The organism is Bacteroides sp. f07, from assembly GCF_042854785.1.
Lineage (GTDB): Bacteria > Bacteroidota > Bacteroidia > Bacteroidales > Bacteroidaceae > Bacteroides.
The window spans coordinates 252,350-270,452 of sequence record NZ_BAABXI010000002.1 but is presented as its reverse complement, the minus strand read 5'-3'; the positions used below and the strand labels follow the sequence as shown (position 1 = coordinate 270,452).

The window sequence follows — 18,103 nt, the reverse complement described above, 5'->3', positions numbered from 1 at the left end:
TATGAGCAAAACTATCATCTATATTCTCCTCTTGACCGTGCTTCCTTTCTGCTTTGCAGGATGCAGAAAGGAAGTGCGCCCCACGAGCATGACCATAAAGGATTCCGTCAGACATTACTATCCCATCAAACAAGGGCAGCAACTTGACATCATGTTCACTATCACCAATACAGGAGACGCTCCTTTGATTATCTCGGAGATGCAGCCTTCCTGCGGTTGCATCATCCTGGACAAAAGTTCGCATATCATCATCCCGGAAGACGGTATCCGTCAGTTCAAGGCGACCTACAACAGCATTAAGAATGTAGGAGAAGTCATCCACCGTATCCGGATTTACGGCAATATGCTTCCTCACGGAAGAGCCGAACTGAGATTCGACGTCAATGTAGTGCCGGACGCTGATTATACGCGCGATTATGAAGAACTCTACCAGGAGTTCAACACTAAAAACGGTATTGTCAGAGAGATGGTGGACGGAAAAGAATCCGAATTGGGATACTATGTAGGAGAACCGTAAAAAAATAAGCAATCGGTAACAACCGATCACTTATTACCGATTGTACTTTCTAAGGATGTATCTCCTTGAATGCCGCATTCTCTTCTTTCACCTGTTCTATGGTCTGTTTCAACTCTCCAACAGGCAGGTCATAGCCATACCAGCCTGTATAGCAATCCACTACATACCATTTTCCATCAGGCGAAAGTTCGAATTCGACACGTAAGTCAATCTCAGATTCTTCATATCCCGCCTCGAACACCTTATGTTTGGGCTCGTTCACTGTGAACTTGGAGACATAGATACCACCTTCTTCCTGAGAGATACGTTCTTCCTTCATTGTCTCACTATCCAGCAACGGCCATTTTTCCTTGGTAAAAGGGAATGTTTTCTCGGTTTCACCGTCATCTGCCAATAAGGTAATCGGAGTTTTCAACGGAAACTTGATACGGGTATATTGGAATGCCGCACTGGAAGTAAACTTATCCAAAAACGACTTGAAATCCTCACCGGATCCGACAGCCGCTTCACTGTCAGCTTTTGCTTTCGAACTATTACCGCAAGAGATGAACGAAACACCTGCAAACAGCACCATGGCCAACAAGCAGCATATAAACTTTTTAGCTCTCATAACACTATATAAATTAAGAGTTTAATTGACGCTGCAAAGATAATGACAAGTTTGATATCTTAGTTATTTCAGGAGCTAAATCTTTACGTATCCCCAGCCGGATTACTTGTGCCGCAGATACTCATAGCCAAAGCGGCAGAACAGGCATTTCCGTTTATCGCAATACTCCTTCTGCAACTGTATCAACGCCTGGCTGTCCGCCGCAGTGACAACCGGCAGTCCGGCATCACTCCACGCGCGGATAATATGATTATCTTCAGCCTTCAACTCTTCCAGGAAACGCCCGGCACGTTCACACATCCGTTCGTCCGCTTTATGCAACCCGTAGGTATACAGAAAAGGGATCAGCGTATTAATCACAATCAGATTTTGTGACTTCTCTCCCACCGTTTTCTCCTTTTTCGCAGAAAGCCGCCCGAACAGATAATGGTTCTCCCAATAGGAAGAGGTACGCGCGTCCAACAACTTTCTGACTTCCGCCAAAGTCTCCGCTTCCAGCAACCGCGAGAACAACTTATCCCCCTTCTGATAGAGATAGGCCAACTGTGCCAGGCGAATATGGGGAAAGTTCTCCGGACGAAGCCTTAGAAAACGCCACAATGTAGCATCCATCACCTGAGTAATCTCAAACTTCCGTTGCAAATAACGAAACTCTTTGCAAAGACGAAGGCTGTACTCGTCCTCCTGCTCTTTTTTCCGGAACGTATCTTCAAACAATCCCGCCAGACCGTAGAAAAAGGCTTCTATCTGAAACAAATCATTCCGGTGCTTGTCCATCGCACGAAACGGTAGCAATCCCGCCCATGTCTCAAAAGCGTCGCCATTCAAGCCGAAACCGAAATTACGGGCAAGGGTGATAAAGAAAGCGTCTTCCCAGTTGTTGTTACAATGCTCAAGACGCTGTGCTATCAATTGCGCCTTTTGTTCCAGACGTTCCGTCTGTAAGGCTGTCAGCCAGGAATGAACGGTCAGTTTTGGGAGAGAAGCAAGCACAGGATGACAGGCTGGATATTGGTCGGCAACACAAAGTTCGTGGTAATGAGACTGCACATTTTCAGGACAAGCCAGGACCAGTTGCGGAATCTGCCCGCCGTTAGTGCGGGTTATCTCTTCGTCCGCCTCTCCCACTACATGGAGAATCACCGAGTCATAAGCCTTGTCACAGTTGTGTCCGTGGCGGAACCAGTCCGAAGCATGGGTGTGTATTTCAATATTTCCCACCCATAAGGTACCGTCTATTTTTAGTTTAGCATTGAAAAAGTCGGGACCGGCGTTCGGGTTTTGCAGACCGGAATCAATCACTTCTACCGGTAAGCCTTTGGTGGTTTGCAGTACTTTCAGAGGAAATAATTTATGTTTCCACACGTAGTGGAGAAGGTGTTCCATGTTAACAAGACGTTAATGTGCGCTGCAAATGTAATAAAAATCACTATCTTTGCGACTATTATTTTGAATATAAGTCAGAAAACAATGAGAATAGCACTTATCGGTTACGGAAAAATGGGCAAGGAAATAGAAAAGGTTGCCCGTAGTCGCGGACATGAAATCGTCTGCATCATTGACATCAATAATCAGGATGACTTCGAATCGGAAGCGTTCAAATCTGCCGATGTAGCCATTGAATTCACCAATCCGATGGTAGCTTACAATAATTATATAAAAGCTTTCAAAGCCGGAGTGAAACTAGTGTCAGGCAGTACAGGATGGATGGACGAGCATGGCGAAGAAATCAAGAGACTCTGTACGGAAGGCGGGAAAACACTTTTCTGGTCATCTAATTTCAGCCTGGGAGTGACCATATTCTCTGCGCTGAACAAGTACCTTGCCAAGATTATGAACCAATTCCCCGGTTATGACGTCACCATGAGCGAGACACACCATGTCCATAAGCTGGACGCTCCCAGCGGAACAGCCATCACACTGGCGGAAGGTATCCTGCAGAACCTGGACCGCAAAGACAAATGGGTGAAAGGAACCTTTGCAGCACCGGACGGAACCGTCAGCGGAACCAATGAGTGTGCCGCCAACGAACTTCCCATCGGCTCTATCCGTGAAGGAGAAGTTTTCGGGCTTCATTCCGTACGCTATGAATCTGACGTGGACAGCATCACCATCACCCACGATGCCAAAAGCCGTGGCGGATTCGTATTGGGTGCCGTATTGGCAGCCGAATATACAGCCCAACACGAAGGCTATTTGGGCATGAGTGATTTATTCCCATTCTTGAACGATTAAGATTTCAGAACCCAGTTCTAAACAAATATAACATTATGAGACAAGCCACACGCGCACAATGGATCAAATGTGCCATTGCTATCCTACTTTATCTCGCCTTCCTGCTTTGGGTACGGAGTTGGTGGGGATTAATTGTTGTTCCTTTTATTTTCGATATTTATATTACCAAGAAAATACCCTGGTCTTTTTGGAAAAGGTCGAAGAATCCGGCGGTACGCAATATCATGAGCTGGGTAGACGCTATCGTTTTCGCATTGGTTGCCGTCTACTTCGTCAATATCTATATCTTCCAGAACTACCAGATTCCCTCTTCTTCTTTGGAGAAGTCATTGCTGGTAGGCGACTTCCTGTATGTGAGCAAGATGAGCTACGGGCCACGTGTACCGAACACTCCGCTTTCCATGCCGCTGGCACAACATACACTACCGCTCGTCAACACCAAATCGTATATCGAGTGGCCGCAATGGAAATACAAGCGGGTACCGGGATTCGGCAAGGTAAAACTGAATGACATTGTTGTGTTCAACTTCCCGGCAGGCGATACGGTAGCTGTGAATTATCAGCAGACAACTGACTTCTATACACTGGCTTACGGCGAAGGACAACGCATCTACCCGAAACAGGTTGAGATGGACAGCTTGACCCGCGCACAGCAACGTGCCATATATGATTTGTATTATGCCGCCGGACGGCAACAGATTTTGAATAATCCGCGCAGCTACGGAGAAGTCCTCTGGCGTCCGGTAGACCGTCGTGAGAACTACGTAAAACGTTGCGTAGGCCTTCCCGGTGATACACTTCAGATCGTAGACGGCCAAGTGATGATTGACGGCAAAGCCATCAAGAACCCCGAAAACCTGCAATTTAATTATTTCGTACAGACAACGGGACCGTATATCACAGACGATATGTTCCGCGAACTGGGCATCAGCAAAGCCGACCAAATGCTGATAGAAGACTCCGGTTGGGAAATGGGACTGTTGGAAATGGGACTCGACAGCCGGAGCGCACAAGGCAAACTGAACCCTGTCTATCATCTTCCTCTGACCAAGAAGATGTACGAAACCCTCTCCGGCAATAAAAAACTTATCAGCAAAATCGTAATGGAACCGGAAGACTACGCAGGACAGATGTATCCGCTGAATCTCTATACGAAGTGGAACCGCAACAACTACGGTCCTATTTGGATTCCTGCCAAAGGAGCCACCATCACACTGACAGAGGATAATCTTCCTATCTACGAACGTTGCATCGTAGCTTACGAAGGCAACAAACTGGAAATCAAGCCGGACGGCATCTACATCAACGGTGAAAAGACCGACCAATATACCTTTAAGATGGATTATTACTGGATGATGGGTGATAACCGCCACAACTCTGCCGACTCCCGTTACTGGGGTTTCGTTCCCGAAGACCACGTAGTAGGCAAGCCTATTGTTGTATGGCTATCGCTTGACAAAGACCGCGGATGGTTTGACGGTAAGATTCGTTGGAACCGCCTGTTCAAGTGGGTAGACTGATAAGTGCGTACTGGCATAACAGAGTGATAAGGTGATAAGAATTGATGAACATTCGTAAATTCAAATGGATACTAGCATTTGCCGGAGCAGCAGTCGTTGTGCTTCTGCTCCGGGGATTTGCTTTTACGTCCTGCCTTATCCCGTCCACCGGCATGGAGAACTCCATTTTCCAAGGCGAACGCATTTTGGTCAACAAATGGAGCTACGGGCTGCGGCTTCCTCTGATGTCGGTATTCTCCTACCACCGTTGGGGTGAACGTCCCGTACGGCGACAGGACATCCTTCTTTTCAACAATCCTGCCGATATCCGGCAACCGGTTATCGACCGGCGGAAAATCTATATCAGCCGTTGTATCGGCGTTCCGGGTGATACCTTATTCGTAGATTCTTTATTCTCTGCCGTTTCCCCCGAAACGAAGTTCAACCCGGACAAAAAGAGACTTTATGCTTATCCCGTCTCCAAAGAGAGCCTGATTACCTCACTTATGCACACGCTCTCCATTACCGACAACGGATTAATGGGAAGCAATGACAGTACCCACGTACGTAGTTTCAGCCGATATGAATACTACCTGTTGGAACAAGCCATGTACGGGCAAAACTGGCTACAACCTTTATCCCCGAAACAAGACATTGAACGGAAACCTCTGATTGTCCCCGGCAAGGGAAAATATATCCGGGTATATCCCTGGAACATTACCTTGTTGAGGAATACTCTCGTAATGCATGAGGGCAGACAGGCGGAAATTAAAAACGATACCCTATATGTGGACGGAAAACCCACACAACACTGTTATTTCACCAAAGATTACTATTGGATGGGGGCAAACAATACTATCAACCTGTCCGACTCGCGCCTTTTCGGATTTGTACCGCAAGACCATATCATCGGAAAAGCCTCTCTCATCTGGTTCTCCAAAGAGAAAGAGACAGGCTTATTTGACGGATACCGATGGAACCGTTTCTTCCGGACGGTGAAATAAAAACTCCCAAACGTATAAAATGAAAGATATGAAAACAGCTTATTTATCTTCGGCTTACCTCGCTCCCGTCGAGTACTACACCAAATTACTGGCTTACGACAAGATATTTGTAGAGCAACATGATCACTATATCAAGCAGACCTACCGCAACCGTTGTACGATTGCCGGTCCCGGCGGAGAATTAGCCCTTTCCATTCCGACCGTAAAGCCCGATACGCTGAAATGTCCGATGAAGGACATCCGTATCTCCGACCACGGAAACTGGAGACACCTACATTGGAACGCTATTGAATCCGCTTACAACAGTACTCCTTTCTTTGAATACTACAAAGATGATTTCCGCCCTTTCTACGAGAAGAAATATGAGTTTTTGGCCGATTTCAACGAGGAACTTTGTCGATTAGTCTGCGAACTGACAGATATTCATCCTAATATGGAACGTACTTCCGAGTATAAGATGGAGTTCACTTCCGAAGAAGCCGATTTCCGGGAGATTATCCATCCTAAAAAGGATTTCCGGACAGCGGATACGGAGTTTGTACCGCAGCCTTATTATCAGGTCTTCGAGTCCAAACTGGGCTTCCTTCCCAATTTGAGTATTATCGATTTGTTGTTTAATATGGGACCGGAAAGCGTTCTGATATTAAATAAGAAAAGAACATAATCTATTATAACGATATTCGCTGTATGGTACTGTAATGCAACAATTACAAAAACAGACCATACAGCGAACTATCATTTAATTAAAACTCAAAAGCATAAAGTGCCTATTTGAGTTCCAACTGTAGAATTTCTTCCAAGCTTGGATTTTGACTAATAATAACCCCTTGTGGATCAATAACAAATAAAGTCGGCACACTCGTAACCTTATAAGCAGCAGCAATCTCATTGGTGCGGAACGGCTTCAGGTCGCAGGTATTTGCCCAAACAATCCCGTCCTCACGAGTAGCCTTTTCCCATTGTTCCCGCTTCTCGTCCAGACTAATACTACATACGATAATCCCTTTCTTTTGTAGTTTAGGATATACTTCTTTCAACTCCTTCATCTTCGCACGGCAAGGACGACACCAGGAAGCCCAGAAATCAAGCAATAGATATTTTCCTTTAAAATCACTAAGTTTCACCGTGTTACCGGTCATATCCTTCGTGACAAAATCGGGAGCTTTCTTATTTTGAATCCACTTATCCGCCGCTTCCTGGTATTTCTTCTTAAAAGATCGCCAAGGATATGAATAAGCATATTTGACCGTATCCACCAATTCGTAGACTTCCTTTAAGGTTGTATAATCATTTGTCAGCAGTTCGCCTGCCGTTAGCATTGCCACAAAGCTCTTCGGGTATTTTTTTATAAATGAAAGTTTTGCTTCCTGGCTCTTTCCCCAATGAATGCTCATTTGTTTTTGCAGTTGTTCCGCCTCTGCATCCTTTTTTTGTTCTTTCAGTTTAGTATAGCGGTTTGCAAGAGCTTCCGTCTGTTTCTCTATCGGATTTGTCACGGCTAGAAGCTCATTCATCAACAACTGTTCCTTACCGTCTGGTGTCGTAACAACAAAATTACGGCCTTCATTAATATCCACCTGATAATGACCACCGGGTTCTACACAGACATAAGCATCAAAACCATACGGGCGCGCCATTAACCGATATTGATCCGCATGAGAAATGTTTCCCTTGAAAGAAAACGAAGTCCCGTCCACTTGCAAAGAATCCAGTTTGGTAAAGCGGTCTTTCACGCAAGTAAGAAAGACTTTGCCTTTATACGGTTTAGAAAGCTTCACTGAGATCTCGAATGGCTTACTATCCATATATTCACTAACTTTCCGACGCAATTCTTCACCACGCAACTGTCTCGCAAGAATTTTCCCGTCAGGTCCGATCAGAATAATAAAAGGAATTCCATTATAATTATAAAGTTTGCCTGTCGTCATAGACGGGTCCCACAACTGCAAATATTCCAGTTGTTCTTCCTCAATAGCTTTCCGCCATTTGCTCTCATCCTTGTCGATAGACACACCCAGTACCTGCAACCCCTTATTTTTATACTCAGAACAGATCTTCTTCACATTCGGAATCTCCTTCCGGCAAGGTCCGCACCAAGATGCCCAGAAATCAATCAGCACATATTGGCCTCTCAATGAAGACAGTTTCACAAGATTCCCCTGAGCATCTTTCAGTTCAAAATCCGGTGCGACAGAGCCGACTTCACTTCCTTTCATCAAACGCAATCTTTCCTGCAGCTCCTTTGTATAATAATTGCGTTGTATAAAATCCACATCAAATTTCTGCAACACATTCTCGATGGCAGCCTCCGTCTCCATCGGAACAGAAGAATACACTATCAAAAACAGCGCATCGCTCTTTTTATTGGACGGTATCATATCCAGGAACGACTGGGACAGCTTTCCATACAACGTCTGCAAAGAATCTGAAAGATTTTTCAATTTAGCCAGATTCTCTTCGGTTTTCGATACTGTATTATATGCATTGAAAGCCTCATTGTAAAGTGCGCCGACCTCCGATACCTTATCTTGATAAGGATTACTCCGGTACAAAGCATCATATTCATCCATAGCCGCCGAATTCTTCACCGAAACCCTCTTCAGATTCTTATCTTTAATCTCCGCTTTTACTTCCAAGGCATCATTATCGATAAAGAAATAAAAATAAGGTATATTCATGGCAGGTCCCAGCTTCCCCAGCGAAGGAACATAAAGATAGTACACACGCCCATCCCCCTTCACGACATCTGCCCGCATCGAGAACTTATTGCCTTTTCCCTTTACACGCACCACCTCGTTCCTGTCAGCATTCAACAGAGCTACTTCCGCTCCGTTCAAACCTTCAATCTCTCCGGAAAGCTTCACCGGAGATGTCTGGGCATACAAAGCCCAGACAAATAAATTCAAAAATGCAATAATTATAAATCTTTTCATTGTTTACGGTCATTAGGAATTATATTCGAATTTAATGAGAGCACCTGCGGCGGAATAGGAAATACATAAAGCTTTGAATCAGGCTCCAGTTTATAATCCACTTCATTGAGTGTACGAGTCAAGGTTTTAGTATAGCGTCCTTCCTTAGCCAAACGCTTCATATCCAACCAGCGCAGGCCGCTCAAAGCCAGTTCCCGACGTCGTTCGGCCAAAACGATAGAAAGCAAATCCGGTCCGTCAGCTTGTGTAAGTGGTGCATAGTCTTCTGTCTTGAAACGCATGATACGCAGATTATTTAAAATATCTAATGCTTTCGTATCATTCTTACGAGCTAACGCCTCTGCTTCAATCAACATCATCTCAGGAACAGTAAAACTATAATCCAACTCTTGAAGATAACGGTAGCGACCGTCTTCCCAGATGTCCCCTCTACGGTCACGGTTCGTAAACCAGAACTTAAAACGCAAATCCGCTGCTCCATACATAGCTTGCAGATCATCGCTAATACAATAACTGGTAAGCATACTATTGAAACCTGTTTCCTGAAACCATATTTTTTCAGGTGATTCGCGATAATTAAGAGGTTTATTGATTATTCCGACAAAAGGCATCTCTTCACTCATGAAGCTCCAGGTACGCATATCGTTCAATGCACTGTTTTTGCCCAAAGCAAGTTTCGCTTGTTCTGCGGCCTTATCATACTCACACATATAAAAGTAAATGCGAGCTTTCAAAGCATACACCGCCGCTTTATTCGGACGATATCCGTTAGCAGCATCTTCGGGCAGGAATGTTTCGGCATTTTTCAGGTCATCCCATATCGCATTTGTTACCTGTTCAACCGTAGATCGACTATATTTTGCCTCCAAATCCGGAACCTGGGCTAAAGGTACACTCAAATCCGTTGATGCAGTACCAGCCTGATATGCAGGAGCATACAAACTCTGTAAATACCAATTATAATAAGCACGCCAGCATTTCGCCTCTGCCAATATAGCCGCCTTTTCTTCCGGCGTTCCTTCTGTGGAGTCCATCACATATTGAACGACTACGTTCATCTTATACATCTGCTCATAAGGTGTATTCCATGACGGATCCTTTTCATTTTCCTTATAGAAATCTTCCATCCAGTAATAAGCTTTTCCGGCAGACGAATTCCCATTCAAGTTTGAGTTGAAAACATCATCCGAACAGACATTTGCCATTGGATAGGCAACACTGGAAGCTGTCACATCAATAATCATGCTTTTAAAATCATCCATTGTCGTAGGAATTACCTTACCTTTAGGAACAGTATCGATAAAATCATCACATGCAGCCAATAATACCATAGCCACAACAACTATCATCAATTCTATTTTCTTCATATTTCTATTGATATATTTTGTTAGAAATCAACTTTAATACCTGCCGTGAACGAGAATGGCTGACTGAACGACATCGCTCCCGTCTTGGGATTTACCGCTTCCGGATCATACCCTTCCTTATTCTTGGCCCACAACCAGATATTATTAAATTGTGCTGTCAATGATAAACGACGAAGCGGCGTACGTTTCAGCCAACTCTGCGGAAATTCATAATTCAACAATATCTCACGCAAACGAATCATGTTTCCACTACGAATACTATTGGAAGAATACATCACCGCATAAGAACGGTACTGTGTATTTGCCCAGTTAGCTTCCATTGTTGGCAGACAAGCAATATCTGTCTTGTCCTCATCTCCCGGTTCTCTCCAGCGATCTGCAATTTTATCGGTAAGAGAAGGAGAAGTAGCATAAGCATCCATACTCGGATATTCGGCACGGAAAACATGACCGAAATTATAGGTAAATAAGAAGCTGGCTTGCAGGTTCTTGTACTGGAATGAAGTAGAGAAACTTCCGTTATATTTAGGTTGATAAGTACCACTGTATTCCAGGTCATCCGCATCTAATGTAGCAATATCATATGTCTTATTACCATCCTTGTCATAAACCATCGGCTCCCCATTACTATCCAGTCCGGCCCAGCGATAACTCCAAATAGCTTCACGCGCGTATCCCTCTACAAATTCCGTCAAACCAGTGACACGATTCAAGTGAGGACTGCTTTCATTAATGTTATTATTGGTAATCTTGTTGGAGTTATGAGCAAAAATCCAGTTGACATTCCAATTGAAATTACGCAGTTTGAGAACATCAACTCCCAACTGGAGTTCAAATCCTTTGTTTGTCATATCAGCAGCATTAATTCTTGCGCTGGCATAACCCGTGGTCGGGTCAAGCAATGTACTTCCCAACAAATCATAACAAGAATTATTATAGTAAGTAAATGTTGCATTGATCCGGTCAAACAAGCCCAAATCCAACGATACATTTGTTGAACGATTTCGCTCCCAACGAAGTTTGGGATTGGGTGGCGTGCTCAAACGTACTACATAATCCCCGACAGCCGGTATGTATGTTCTTCTACCTACCATCACCGGAGTTGTACCACCTGAACGGTCAAAATTACCAGTCAACCCCCAAGAAGCACGCAACATCAAAGCAGAAATAAAATCGACATCAAAGAACTTCTCATTTTTCACATTCCAGTTGGCTCCCAATGCCCATATAGGGTTACGGCGATATTTATCACTCACACCAAATAAATTCGACTTATCAATACGCATGCTACCACTCAATGTATAGCGGTTATCATATGTATATACTGCTGACAAGAAATATGAGATTTCTTTATTCAGCACATCACTGAAGCCATCGTAACTGGTAGAGTAATATCTATTTTTATCCCCGTTCCACCATGTCACACCATCCTGCAATGAAACAGCGTCAATAGGTTGCCATGACAGAATCTGGTCATCATACCCAAGTTTACGGTATTTCTCCATATAATAATGCCTGCTACGCATTTCAAAACCTGCAACAGCATTTACATAGTGCTGTTTATCCGCTCCGAAACTACGGTTCAAAGTAGCTCCGAATTTCAGAATCCAAGCATCTGTCGTTGCCTGTTGGTGATCAAGTATATCACTGTTAGGAATGTTATAAGTCAGTGTGTTTGTACTGTTCGGAACTGCCATCGAGTTAATCAATGTACGACCGTCATAACTTTTCTTTGAAATAATGTTCTTGTGTGTACTCAACGATTTCTCATATTGATAATCGGCTGAAACGCTTAATCCGCTAATGATCTTGAAATCAGCTCCGACACGTACTTTATAATTCACTCCGTTTGTTTTATCATTCGCCATATCAACCTCATCCAACAAATTCTTTCCCTGATCGTAATAACCATACTGGGAAACCATCGTTTTAGAATATTCGTGGTTAAAGCTACTGTAATCAGCAATACGGTTATTATTTTCATCCAGCAACATCTGGAAAGGATACAAATTATAAATATCACTTGACAAAGAAGAATACCCGTTATCATTCTTCACAAAATTAGCGATTATATCCGAGCGCAGAGTCAGAAAAGGCAATATCTTATAAGATGTCCTTGAGTTGATATTAATAGACTGATTACTATCACCGATATAAGATGAATGCCCACCAATAAAACTACCTGACAAGAAGTAATTAACCTTATCGGTACCACCGGAGATAGAGAGCATATGATGTTGTTGCAAAGCACTGCGCAAGAGATTATCTTCAATCTGTTTACGATTATAATTGGTTGCCAATTTGCCCAGACGGCTGTCCATCGCAGCAAGTTGCTGTGCCGTCAAATCGTTCATATCATCCAGCGTATAGTCATTAATGATTTCCTGAGATAGAGAATATCCACTTTTACTATAACCAAAATAACCGGGGAAATAATAACCTCCTAAGAATGCCGTGCGGTCAAAATCTATTAATTGTTCAGAGTTTACCCGATGCAAATCATCGAAATCGGGTTGTGCGCTTACCTTTACATTGCCCGAATATGAAATGCGGAAATCATTAGCTTTCCCCTTTTTAGTTGTAATCACTACTACTCCGTTGGCTGCACGGGACCCCCAAATGGCTGCTGCCGCCGCATCTTTCAGTACTGTGATACTTTCTACCATATCCATATTTTCGGGAAGCTCTTCCACTTCAAAATCATCTACGATAAAAAGCGGTTTATTGCCCGAATTAAGAGATGCACCACCACGTATCCGATACTCATTATTATATACTGTCAAGCCCGGAACAGCACCTTCCAATATTCCCTGCAAAGAATTACTACTTCGTAACTCGATATCCTTACTATTGATAGTATTTACAGCTCCTGTCACATTATATTTTTTCATCACCTGATAGCCTGTCACCACCACATCATCCAACGAAATACTGTTATTGGAAAGACTGACGTTCATTTTGGAACTGGAACCGGGCATCTTCTGTTTTGTCCCATATCCGATATATGAGAAAATAAGTACATCATTCTCTCCAATCTTTATTGAATAGTTTCCATCAATATCCGTAATAGTAGCAATGTTCTTGTCTTTCACGCGTACATTACATCCTATTAAAGGTTGTCCGTCATTCGCATCCGTCACCTTACCCGTGACCAGATGATGCTTGTCATCCTTTTGAGCTCCGGTAGCCTGACGGCGAATCTGTATCATCTTACCGTTAATTTCATACGTCAGTGGTTGCCCTTTCAATATCACATTCAAAAGTTCGGTAACCGTCCTGTTCTGAAACTTTACTACTACCCTCTTCGTCAAGTCCACATCCTGCACGTTGAACCAGATTGAATATCCCATACGAACTTTGACCTGTTCCAAGGCTTCTTTGACACTCAGGGTTTGCGTATCGGCATTTCCCGAATTTGACTGTGCGGAAATAGTAGTCGTCCCCACCGAAAATAGCAGGAAGAACAACAGTAACACCCCATGGAGACACCTGCATGGGAAATAAATGTTATTTAGGCAAAAAAAGCTCTTTCTTAATAAACTATTTACTTTATATTCCATATTTTTGTAATCTTCTTAATGTATTAATATCCAATTTACATTCTGAATCCGAACCGGTAGTGTTGGCGCATTATCGGTTCATCTTTTTAACATCGGCTCTCTCTTCATTTATCCATAGGCTATTATTTAATTGATATTCTTATTGATTATTATTTTATTATCTCTTATCTCGTAATAGATATCTCCGGAAGATGTGATTACATCCAGAATCTCGTATACACTTTCTTCATTACGGAAATCTCCGTAGTAGATATCCGCCGCAATCTCTTTATCAGCAATTTGAATAGTGACATTGTACGCCCGGCTCAAATCTTTCACAATCTGCGACAATGGTTCTTCATCGAAAAACAAAGTGTTGCGGAAAGTCTGGTTAGGAATCTGCATCTGGGGCAACAGTTTATCCGCCTTGGGTTCAACGGCAGCCAGAACCTCCTTTCTGGTTTCCGTCCACGAAACGTAATTCGCAGCCTTTACCTGACGAACATGAATATCGGAACTTCCCTTCACGATGACTGCCTGCTCATTAGGAACGATAACCTTCTCCCCACTTTTGGTATCATTCACAGCCACACTCAGGCTTCCCTCCAGTAAAGTGATTCGTTTTCTTTCATCCATCGAATAGGCTTTCATATTGAACTGTGTACCCAATACTCGTATGCGAGCCTCTCCCGCATATACTTCAAAAGGTATTTCCTTATTCTTCGTAACGTCGAAAAAGCCTTCTCCGTCCAGATAAATAACACGATTGATTTTCCCGAAATCTCCGGTATAAGTCAACTTAGAACCAGAGTTCAGCCATACAGATGTTCCGTCGGGCAACACTATTTTAGATTTAGAGCCTGCAGGCACTGTGACCTGCATACCGCCTGTGGCAGTATCCGCATCACTCAAAAGCATATGAATACCCATCCCGACCAGCAGAGCAACAACAGCCACCGAGGCATATCTCAAGACAGGCAGCCAAAAGCCGCTAACCCTTCTTTGCTGTATCCGCCTTCTCAGCCGTTTCCAGGAACGCATATTATCTTTCTCAAACAACCGTTTGTCCAACGCAATCGATTGAGCCTTAAGTAATACACAATAATCATTGTATAACTTCTTGTTGTCCTCAGAGGAATTATACCAGTTCAAAAGCTCATCCGCTTCCTTTTCTGTCAGATTGTTACTTAATTGACGAACAATCATTTCTTCAAGATTATCAATAGGCATAAATAGTATCTTTTTATCTAATGACGATAAAAGACTCATTAAAGGGTAGTCAAAAAGGAACTTTTTTTTAATTTATTTTGAGAAAAGTGAAAAGTAGATGCTCAGAATGAGCAGAAGATAAGGTTCCAGTTCTTTACGGAGAGTCGATAAGGCATTCTTTATGTGATACTTAACAGTATTTATAGATACACCCAGCTCTTCTGATATTTCAGCATAACTTTTACTCTCGTATCGGCTCAGATAGAAAACTTTTTGGCATTCTTCAGGAAGCAAGGCTATTTTTTCACTTATCATCACCTCCAATTCTTCCATAACATATCGTTCGAAAATATCCTCCTCGCGCACAAAACAACGGGAAGCAACAGATTCCAAATCCAGAAACAACTCATTTTTCTGCGTACGCAGATAATCTATACTATGATTACGAACAGCCTTCATCAGATAAGCCCTCAATGAAGATACGGGCAAAACTTCATTACGCTTTTCCCAAAGTGTAAAGAATACATCTTCTGCTACTGCCTCACTTATCTGTACATCTTGCACATATTGATAAGAAACAGCACACAAAAGGCTATAATATTCATTAAAAATGATACTAAAAGCTTTTTCGTTTCCCTTTTTCAGTTCTTCTTGCCATTTTTGCATCATAATGCAAAGAAAGTGATTTTTTTCATTTGCTGTGACATCAAATACAAAAAATCACCTTATCATCTGACAAAGAAGTAAAAAAGGCACTATCAAGTAGAAGTCCCAATATGCGGGAACCAGAACCGTATTCAGGCCCATACGTTGCAATTTCGGGAAAATACGTTCGATATCCTCAACAGAGGAAGCCGAAGAGTTACCCAATTCTCCACCAATAACTAGAAACGGTTTGCCATCTACAACAAGTTGCGTGGCACTTCCCCGCTTCTGCGAAAAGGGAGTTTCTGCTGTGCCTGAAGAGGTAAAATAAAAGGTATAGAATCCAAAAGATTGCGTTTTTCATAACAGTTCGTTTTTATCTGATTATCCACAGGCAAAGTTACGACAATAAAAAGAAGGAGCACAAAAGATTGAACTCCTTTTCTATCGGGCAGGTTACAGATATTTTACTTCCCGTTACATTCGGCTTTAATCATAATATCATTTTCCGTTTTATCATCTTTTTCTTCATTAGTTTCTGCTTCCAATCGGCTCAACAGATATAATACATTCTCAAGATGTATATAGTTAGCCCGACTCATTTTCCTAAATTGCCAACTATTTTTGGTTGTATCTATTACGCAATTAATCAAACTACCTACCGCATCGGCACCTTGCTGACGATTAGCATTAGAAATATGAATACTCATCATATACATTCCAAATCCTTTAATCACCTCTTTCACACTTATAGACTTATAGCTATGAATAGCATTAAAAGCCACCACATTGCTACGAAGTACATTAACCAAATCTTCCAATCTTTTCCGGTCGGTGCATTGCACCAAATAACTGTCAGGATTAACAAAACGACTGAATGTCAGATAAAAAGTCATCATTTCTGCGTCTGATGAAAAAATGAAATGCATGAATTGTGTCACGTCCCCCGGGCGAACTTGCTGATTGTTTAAAACCTCTTCCATAAGAATTTAAAATTAAACGGTGAATAAATTAAGTTCAATGGGGCGATACAGAAAGGTAGTTTTAGATAATAAAAGAAGCGGTTCCGCCTGTCCCATTGCATTCCACTATCCACGACAGCAGTAGGTGCATTAACATCCTACATGGGGGTACGAAACCGCCATATAGGACTGATGGGACGGGCATAAAAAAGCCCGCCACATTGGTACGGCAGGTTTCCCTGTCGTGGTCTAAAATGGAATGCACTACAAAGATAGAATATAAAATCAGAAAAGGAGATAGAAAATCCATATAATTTAGAAAGCATAATAATAAACTCAGTACAAAACCTCTAAGATTAACCTATAACTATAATATATGTTCAAAGGGTTCACCAGTTTCACCTTTAGATGAACAACTATGAATCAGCCACTTATGGGTAAAACGGGACATCAAATATAAAGTATTCGTTCTTCACTCCCTTCACATCTCAAAATTTGCCTTACAACGTTTATTGGCCATATAGCCCCAATGTGTTGGGCATATAGTTCCAACGTCTTGGATATATAGCTCCTGCGCCTTGGGCATATATGCCCAACAACTCAGATATTAACACCCTAGGGATAGAGTATTAATACCTGATAGTTCAAATGTTAATACTTAACGGAATATTTGCTATGAGCATATTTCATTTTGCTATAAGCATATTCGTTTTTGCTTATAGCATATTTATTTTAGCTCATAGCATATTTGAAAAAAGCAAGGTGAATGGAGTGAAGAACGAATACTTTATATTAGATGTCCCGTTTCACCCATAAGTCACTGATTTATAACCATTCAATTTAAAGTGAAATCGGTGAACATCCGTATTTAATCATTGTTTGGTCAGAAATATAGCGATAATTGTTTCCTAAATAGGAACGTTTCTTATATCTTTGTTGTTATAAACACAAAGTCATGAAAGAAAATGGGAGATTCTGATATTTGGGAGTTCAGAACTTTGTATGGCGGAATGTCATATCGCTTACTGGCATTTTGGGACACTGATAAGAATACATTAGTTGTCGCCACTAACGGCTTTGTGAAAAAGACTCCCAAAACGCCATCAAAGGAGATTGCGAAAGCAGAAGAATTAAGAAAAATATATTTCAACTCTAAAAAGTAGTGATATGGAAAAATTGAAAGTTTATACTCATGAAGAAATGCTGGATAGGGTAATAGGCGAAAAAAGTACTCCTGCACGTGAAAAATACGAGACTGATATTAATAACTTTCTCATTGGAGAAGCTATTAAACAAGCAAGAGAAGCAAAAAATCTAACTCAGGAACAACTAGGAGAACTTATGGGAGTGAAAAGAGCGCAAATATCAAAGATTGAAAGCGGAAAAAGTATCTCTTTTTCTACGATTGTAAGAGCATTTAAGGCAATGGGAGTAAAAACAGCAAGTTTAGAACTTGGCTCTTTGGGGAAAGTTACCCTTTGGTAAAATTTTATAAGCTTTCTATTAATTAACGCAACCACTGTTACAGTAACCACGGTTGCGTTAATGCAAATATCATCAATATTTTGCTGATTTCCAAGGAG

Annotated in this window: 14 protein-coding genes and 2 pseudogenes; 7 read left to right on the top strand and 9 right to left on the bottom strand. The window is 42.2% G+C overall.

What is annotated here, in order from left to right; translation table 11 throughout:
• Nucleotide 1: 1 nt before the first annotated feature.
• A complete protein-coding gene (locus ACGHVY_RS16200) occupies nucleotides 2-517 on the top strand; it encodes a DUF1573 domain-containing protein (RefSeq protein ID WP_308743858.1) in 516 nt (171 codons plus the stop codon).
• A 49-nt stretch (nucleotides 518-566) separates the two neighbouring features.
• On the opposite strand, the gene ACGHVY_RS16195 is transcribed toward ACGHVY_RS16200, so the two are convergent.
• Both ACGHVY_RS16195 and ACGHVY_RS16190 read right to left on the bottom strand, forming a co-directional pair.
• Nucleotides 567-1,127: a DUF4348 domain-containing protein gene (locus ACGHVY_RS16195; protein ID WP_308743857.1), complete on the bottom strand. Its 561-nt coding sequence runs from the start codon at nucleotides 1,125-1,127 to the stop codon at nucleotides 567-569.
• Between the two features lie 102 nt (nucleotides 1,128-1,229).
• On the bottom strand, nucleotides 1,230-2,513 hold the full coding sequence (locus ACGHVY_RS16190; protein WP_390599912.1) for a DUF2851 family protein: 1,284 nt from the start codon (nucleotides 2,511-2,513) through the stop codon (nucleotides 1,230-1,232).
• An 84-nt stretch (nucleotides 2,514-2,597) separates the two neighbouring features.
• Here ACGHVY_RS16190 and dapB point away from each other — a divergent pair, with 84 nt between their 5' ends.
• From dapB to ACGHVY_RS16170, 4 genes are read left to right on the top strand one after another with little or no spacing between them, the layout of a single operon-like run.
• Nucleotides 2,598-3,362 (top strand): 4-hydroxy-tetrahydrodipicolinate reductase, encoded by a 765-nt coding sequence (gene dapB / locus ACGHVY_RS16185; RefSeq protein ID WP_390599911.1) that lies wholly within the window; start codon nucleotides 2,598-2,600, stop codon nucleotides 3,360-3,362.
• A 35-nt stretch (nucleotides 3,363-3,397) separates the two neighbouring features.
• Complete coding sequence (gene lepB / locus ACGHVY_RS16180; protein ID WP_390599909.1) at nucleotides 3,398-4,882, top strand: signal peptidase I; 1,485 nt, start codon at nucleotides 3,398-3,400, stop codon at nucleotides 4,880-4,882.
• A gap of 44 nt (nucleotides 4,883-4,926) precedes the next feature.
• Nucleotides 4,927-5,865 carry a signal peptidase I gene (lepB, locus tag ACGHVY_RS16175; protein ID WP_390599907.1) on the top strand — a complete coding sequence of 313 codons (939 nt, stop codon included), beginning with the start codon at nucleotides 4,927-4,929 and terminating at the stop codon, nucleotides 5,863-5,865.
• A gap of 19 nt (nucleotides 5,866-5,884) precedes the next feature.
• Nucleotides 5,885-6,529, top strand: coding sequence for a WbqC family protein (locus ACGHVY_RS16170; protein WP_390599905.1), 645 nt, complete (start codon nucleotides 5,885-5,887; stop codon nucleotides 6,527-6,529).
• 103 nt (nucleotides 6,530-6,632) lie between these two features.
• On the opposite strand, the gene ACGHVY_RS16165 is transcribed toward ACGHVY_RS16170, so the two are convergent.
• From ACGHVY_RS16165 to ACGHVY_RS16135, 7 genes and pseudogenes are all read right to left on the bottom strand, one after another.
• Nucleotides 6,633-8,798, bottom strand: coding sequence for a redoxin domain-containing protein (locus ACGHVY_RS16165; protein ID WP_390599903.1), 2,166 nt, complete (start codon nucleotides 8,796-8,798; stop codon nucleotides 6,633-6,635).
• Nucleotides 8,795-10,165 (bottom strand): RagB/SusD family nutrient uptake outer membrane protein, encoded by a 1,371-nt coding sequence (locus ACGHVY_RS16160; protein WP_390599901.1) that lies wholly within the window; start codon nucleotides 10,163-10,165, stop codon nucleotides 8,795-8,797. The genes ACGHVY_RS16165 and ACGHVY_RS16160 overlap by 4 nt, the downstream gene beginning before the upstream one ends.
• Before the next feature lie 20 nt (nucleotides 10,166-10,185).
• The gene (locus tag ACGHVY_RS16155) at nucleotides 10,186-13,641 is read right to left on the bottom strand and encodes a SusC/RagA family TonB-linked outer membrane protein (RefSeq protein ID WP_390599899.1); all 3,456 of its coding nucleotides are present in this window, start codon (nucleotides 13,639-13,641) and stop codon (nucleotides 10,186-10,188) included.
• Nucleotides 13,642-13,851: 210 nt separating this feature from the next.
• Nucleotides 13,852-14,934, bottom strand: a complete 1,083-nt coding sequence (locus ACGHVY_RS16150) for a FecR family protein (RefSeq protein ID WP_390599898.1) — start codon at nucleotides 14,932-14,934, stop codon at nucleotides 13,852-13,854.
• Nucleotides 14,935-15,006: 72 nt separating this feature from the next.
• Nucleotides 15,007-15,582: an RNA polymerase sigma-70 factor gene (locus tag ACGHVY_RS16145; protein WP_308744141.1), complete on the bottom strand. Its 576-nt coding sequence runs from the start codon at nucleotides 15,580-15,582 to the stop codon at nucleotides 15,007-15,009.
• Between the two features lie 99 nt (nucleotides 15,583-15,681).
• Nucleotides 15,682-15,922, bottom strand: a pseudogene (locus tag ACGHVY_RS16140) (hypothetical protein); the annotation flags it as partial.
• A gap of 103 nt (nucleotides 15,923-16,025) precedes the next feature.
• Nucleotides 16,026-16,541 (bottom strand): hypothetical protein, encoded by a 516-nt coding sequence (locus ACGHVY_RS16135; protein WP_390599896.1) that lies wholly within the window; start codon nucleotides 16,539-16,541, stop codon nucleotides 16,026-16,028.
• A gap of 938 nt (nucleotides 16,542-17,479) precedes the next feature.
• Between ACGHVY_RS16135 and ACGHVY_RS16130 the strand changes: the two are divergent.
• Nucleotides 17,480-17,683: pseudogene (locus ACGHVY_RS16130) on the top strand (type II toxin-antitoxin system RelE/ParE family toxin); the annotation flags it as partial.
• Nucleotides 17,684-17,687: 4 nt separating this feature from the next.
• Nucleotides 17,688-18,005, top strand: coding sequence for a helix-turn-helix domain-containing protein (locus ACGHVY_RS16125; RefSeq protein ID WP_390599894.1), 318 nt, complete (start codon nucleotides 17,688-17,690; stop codon nucleotides 18,003-18,005).
• Nucleotides 18,006-18,103 lie beyond the last annotated feature (98 nt).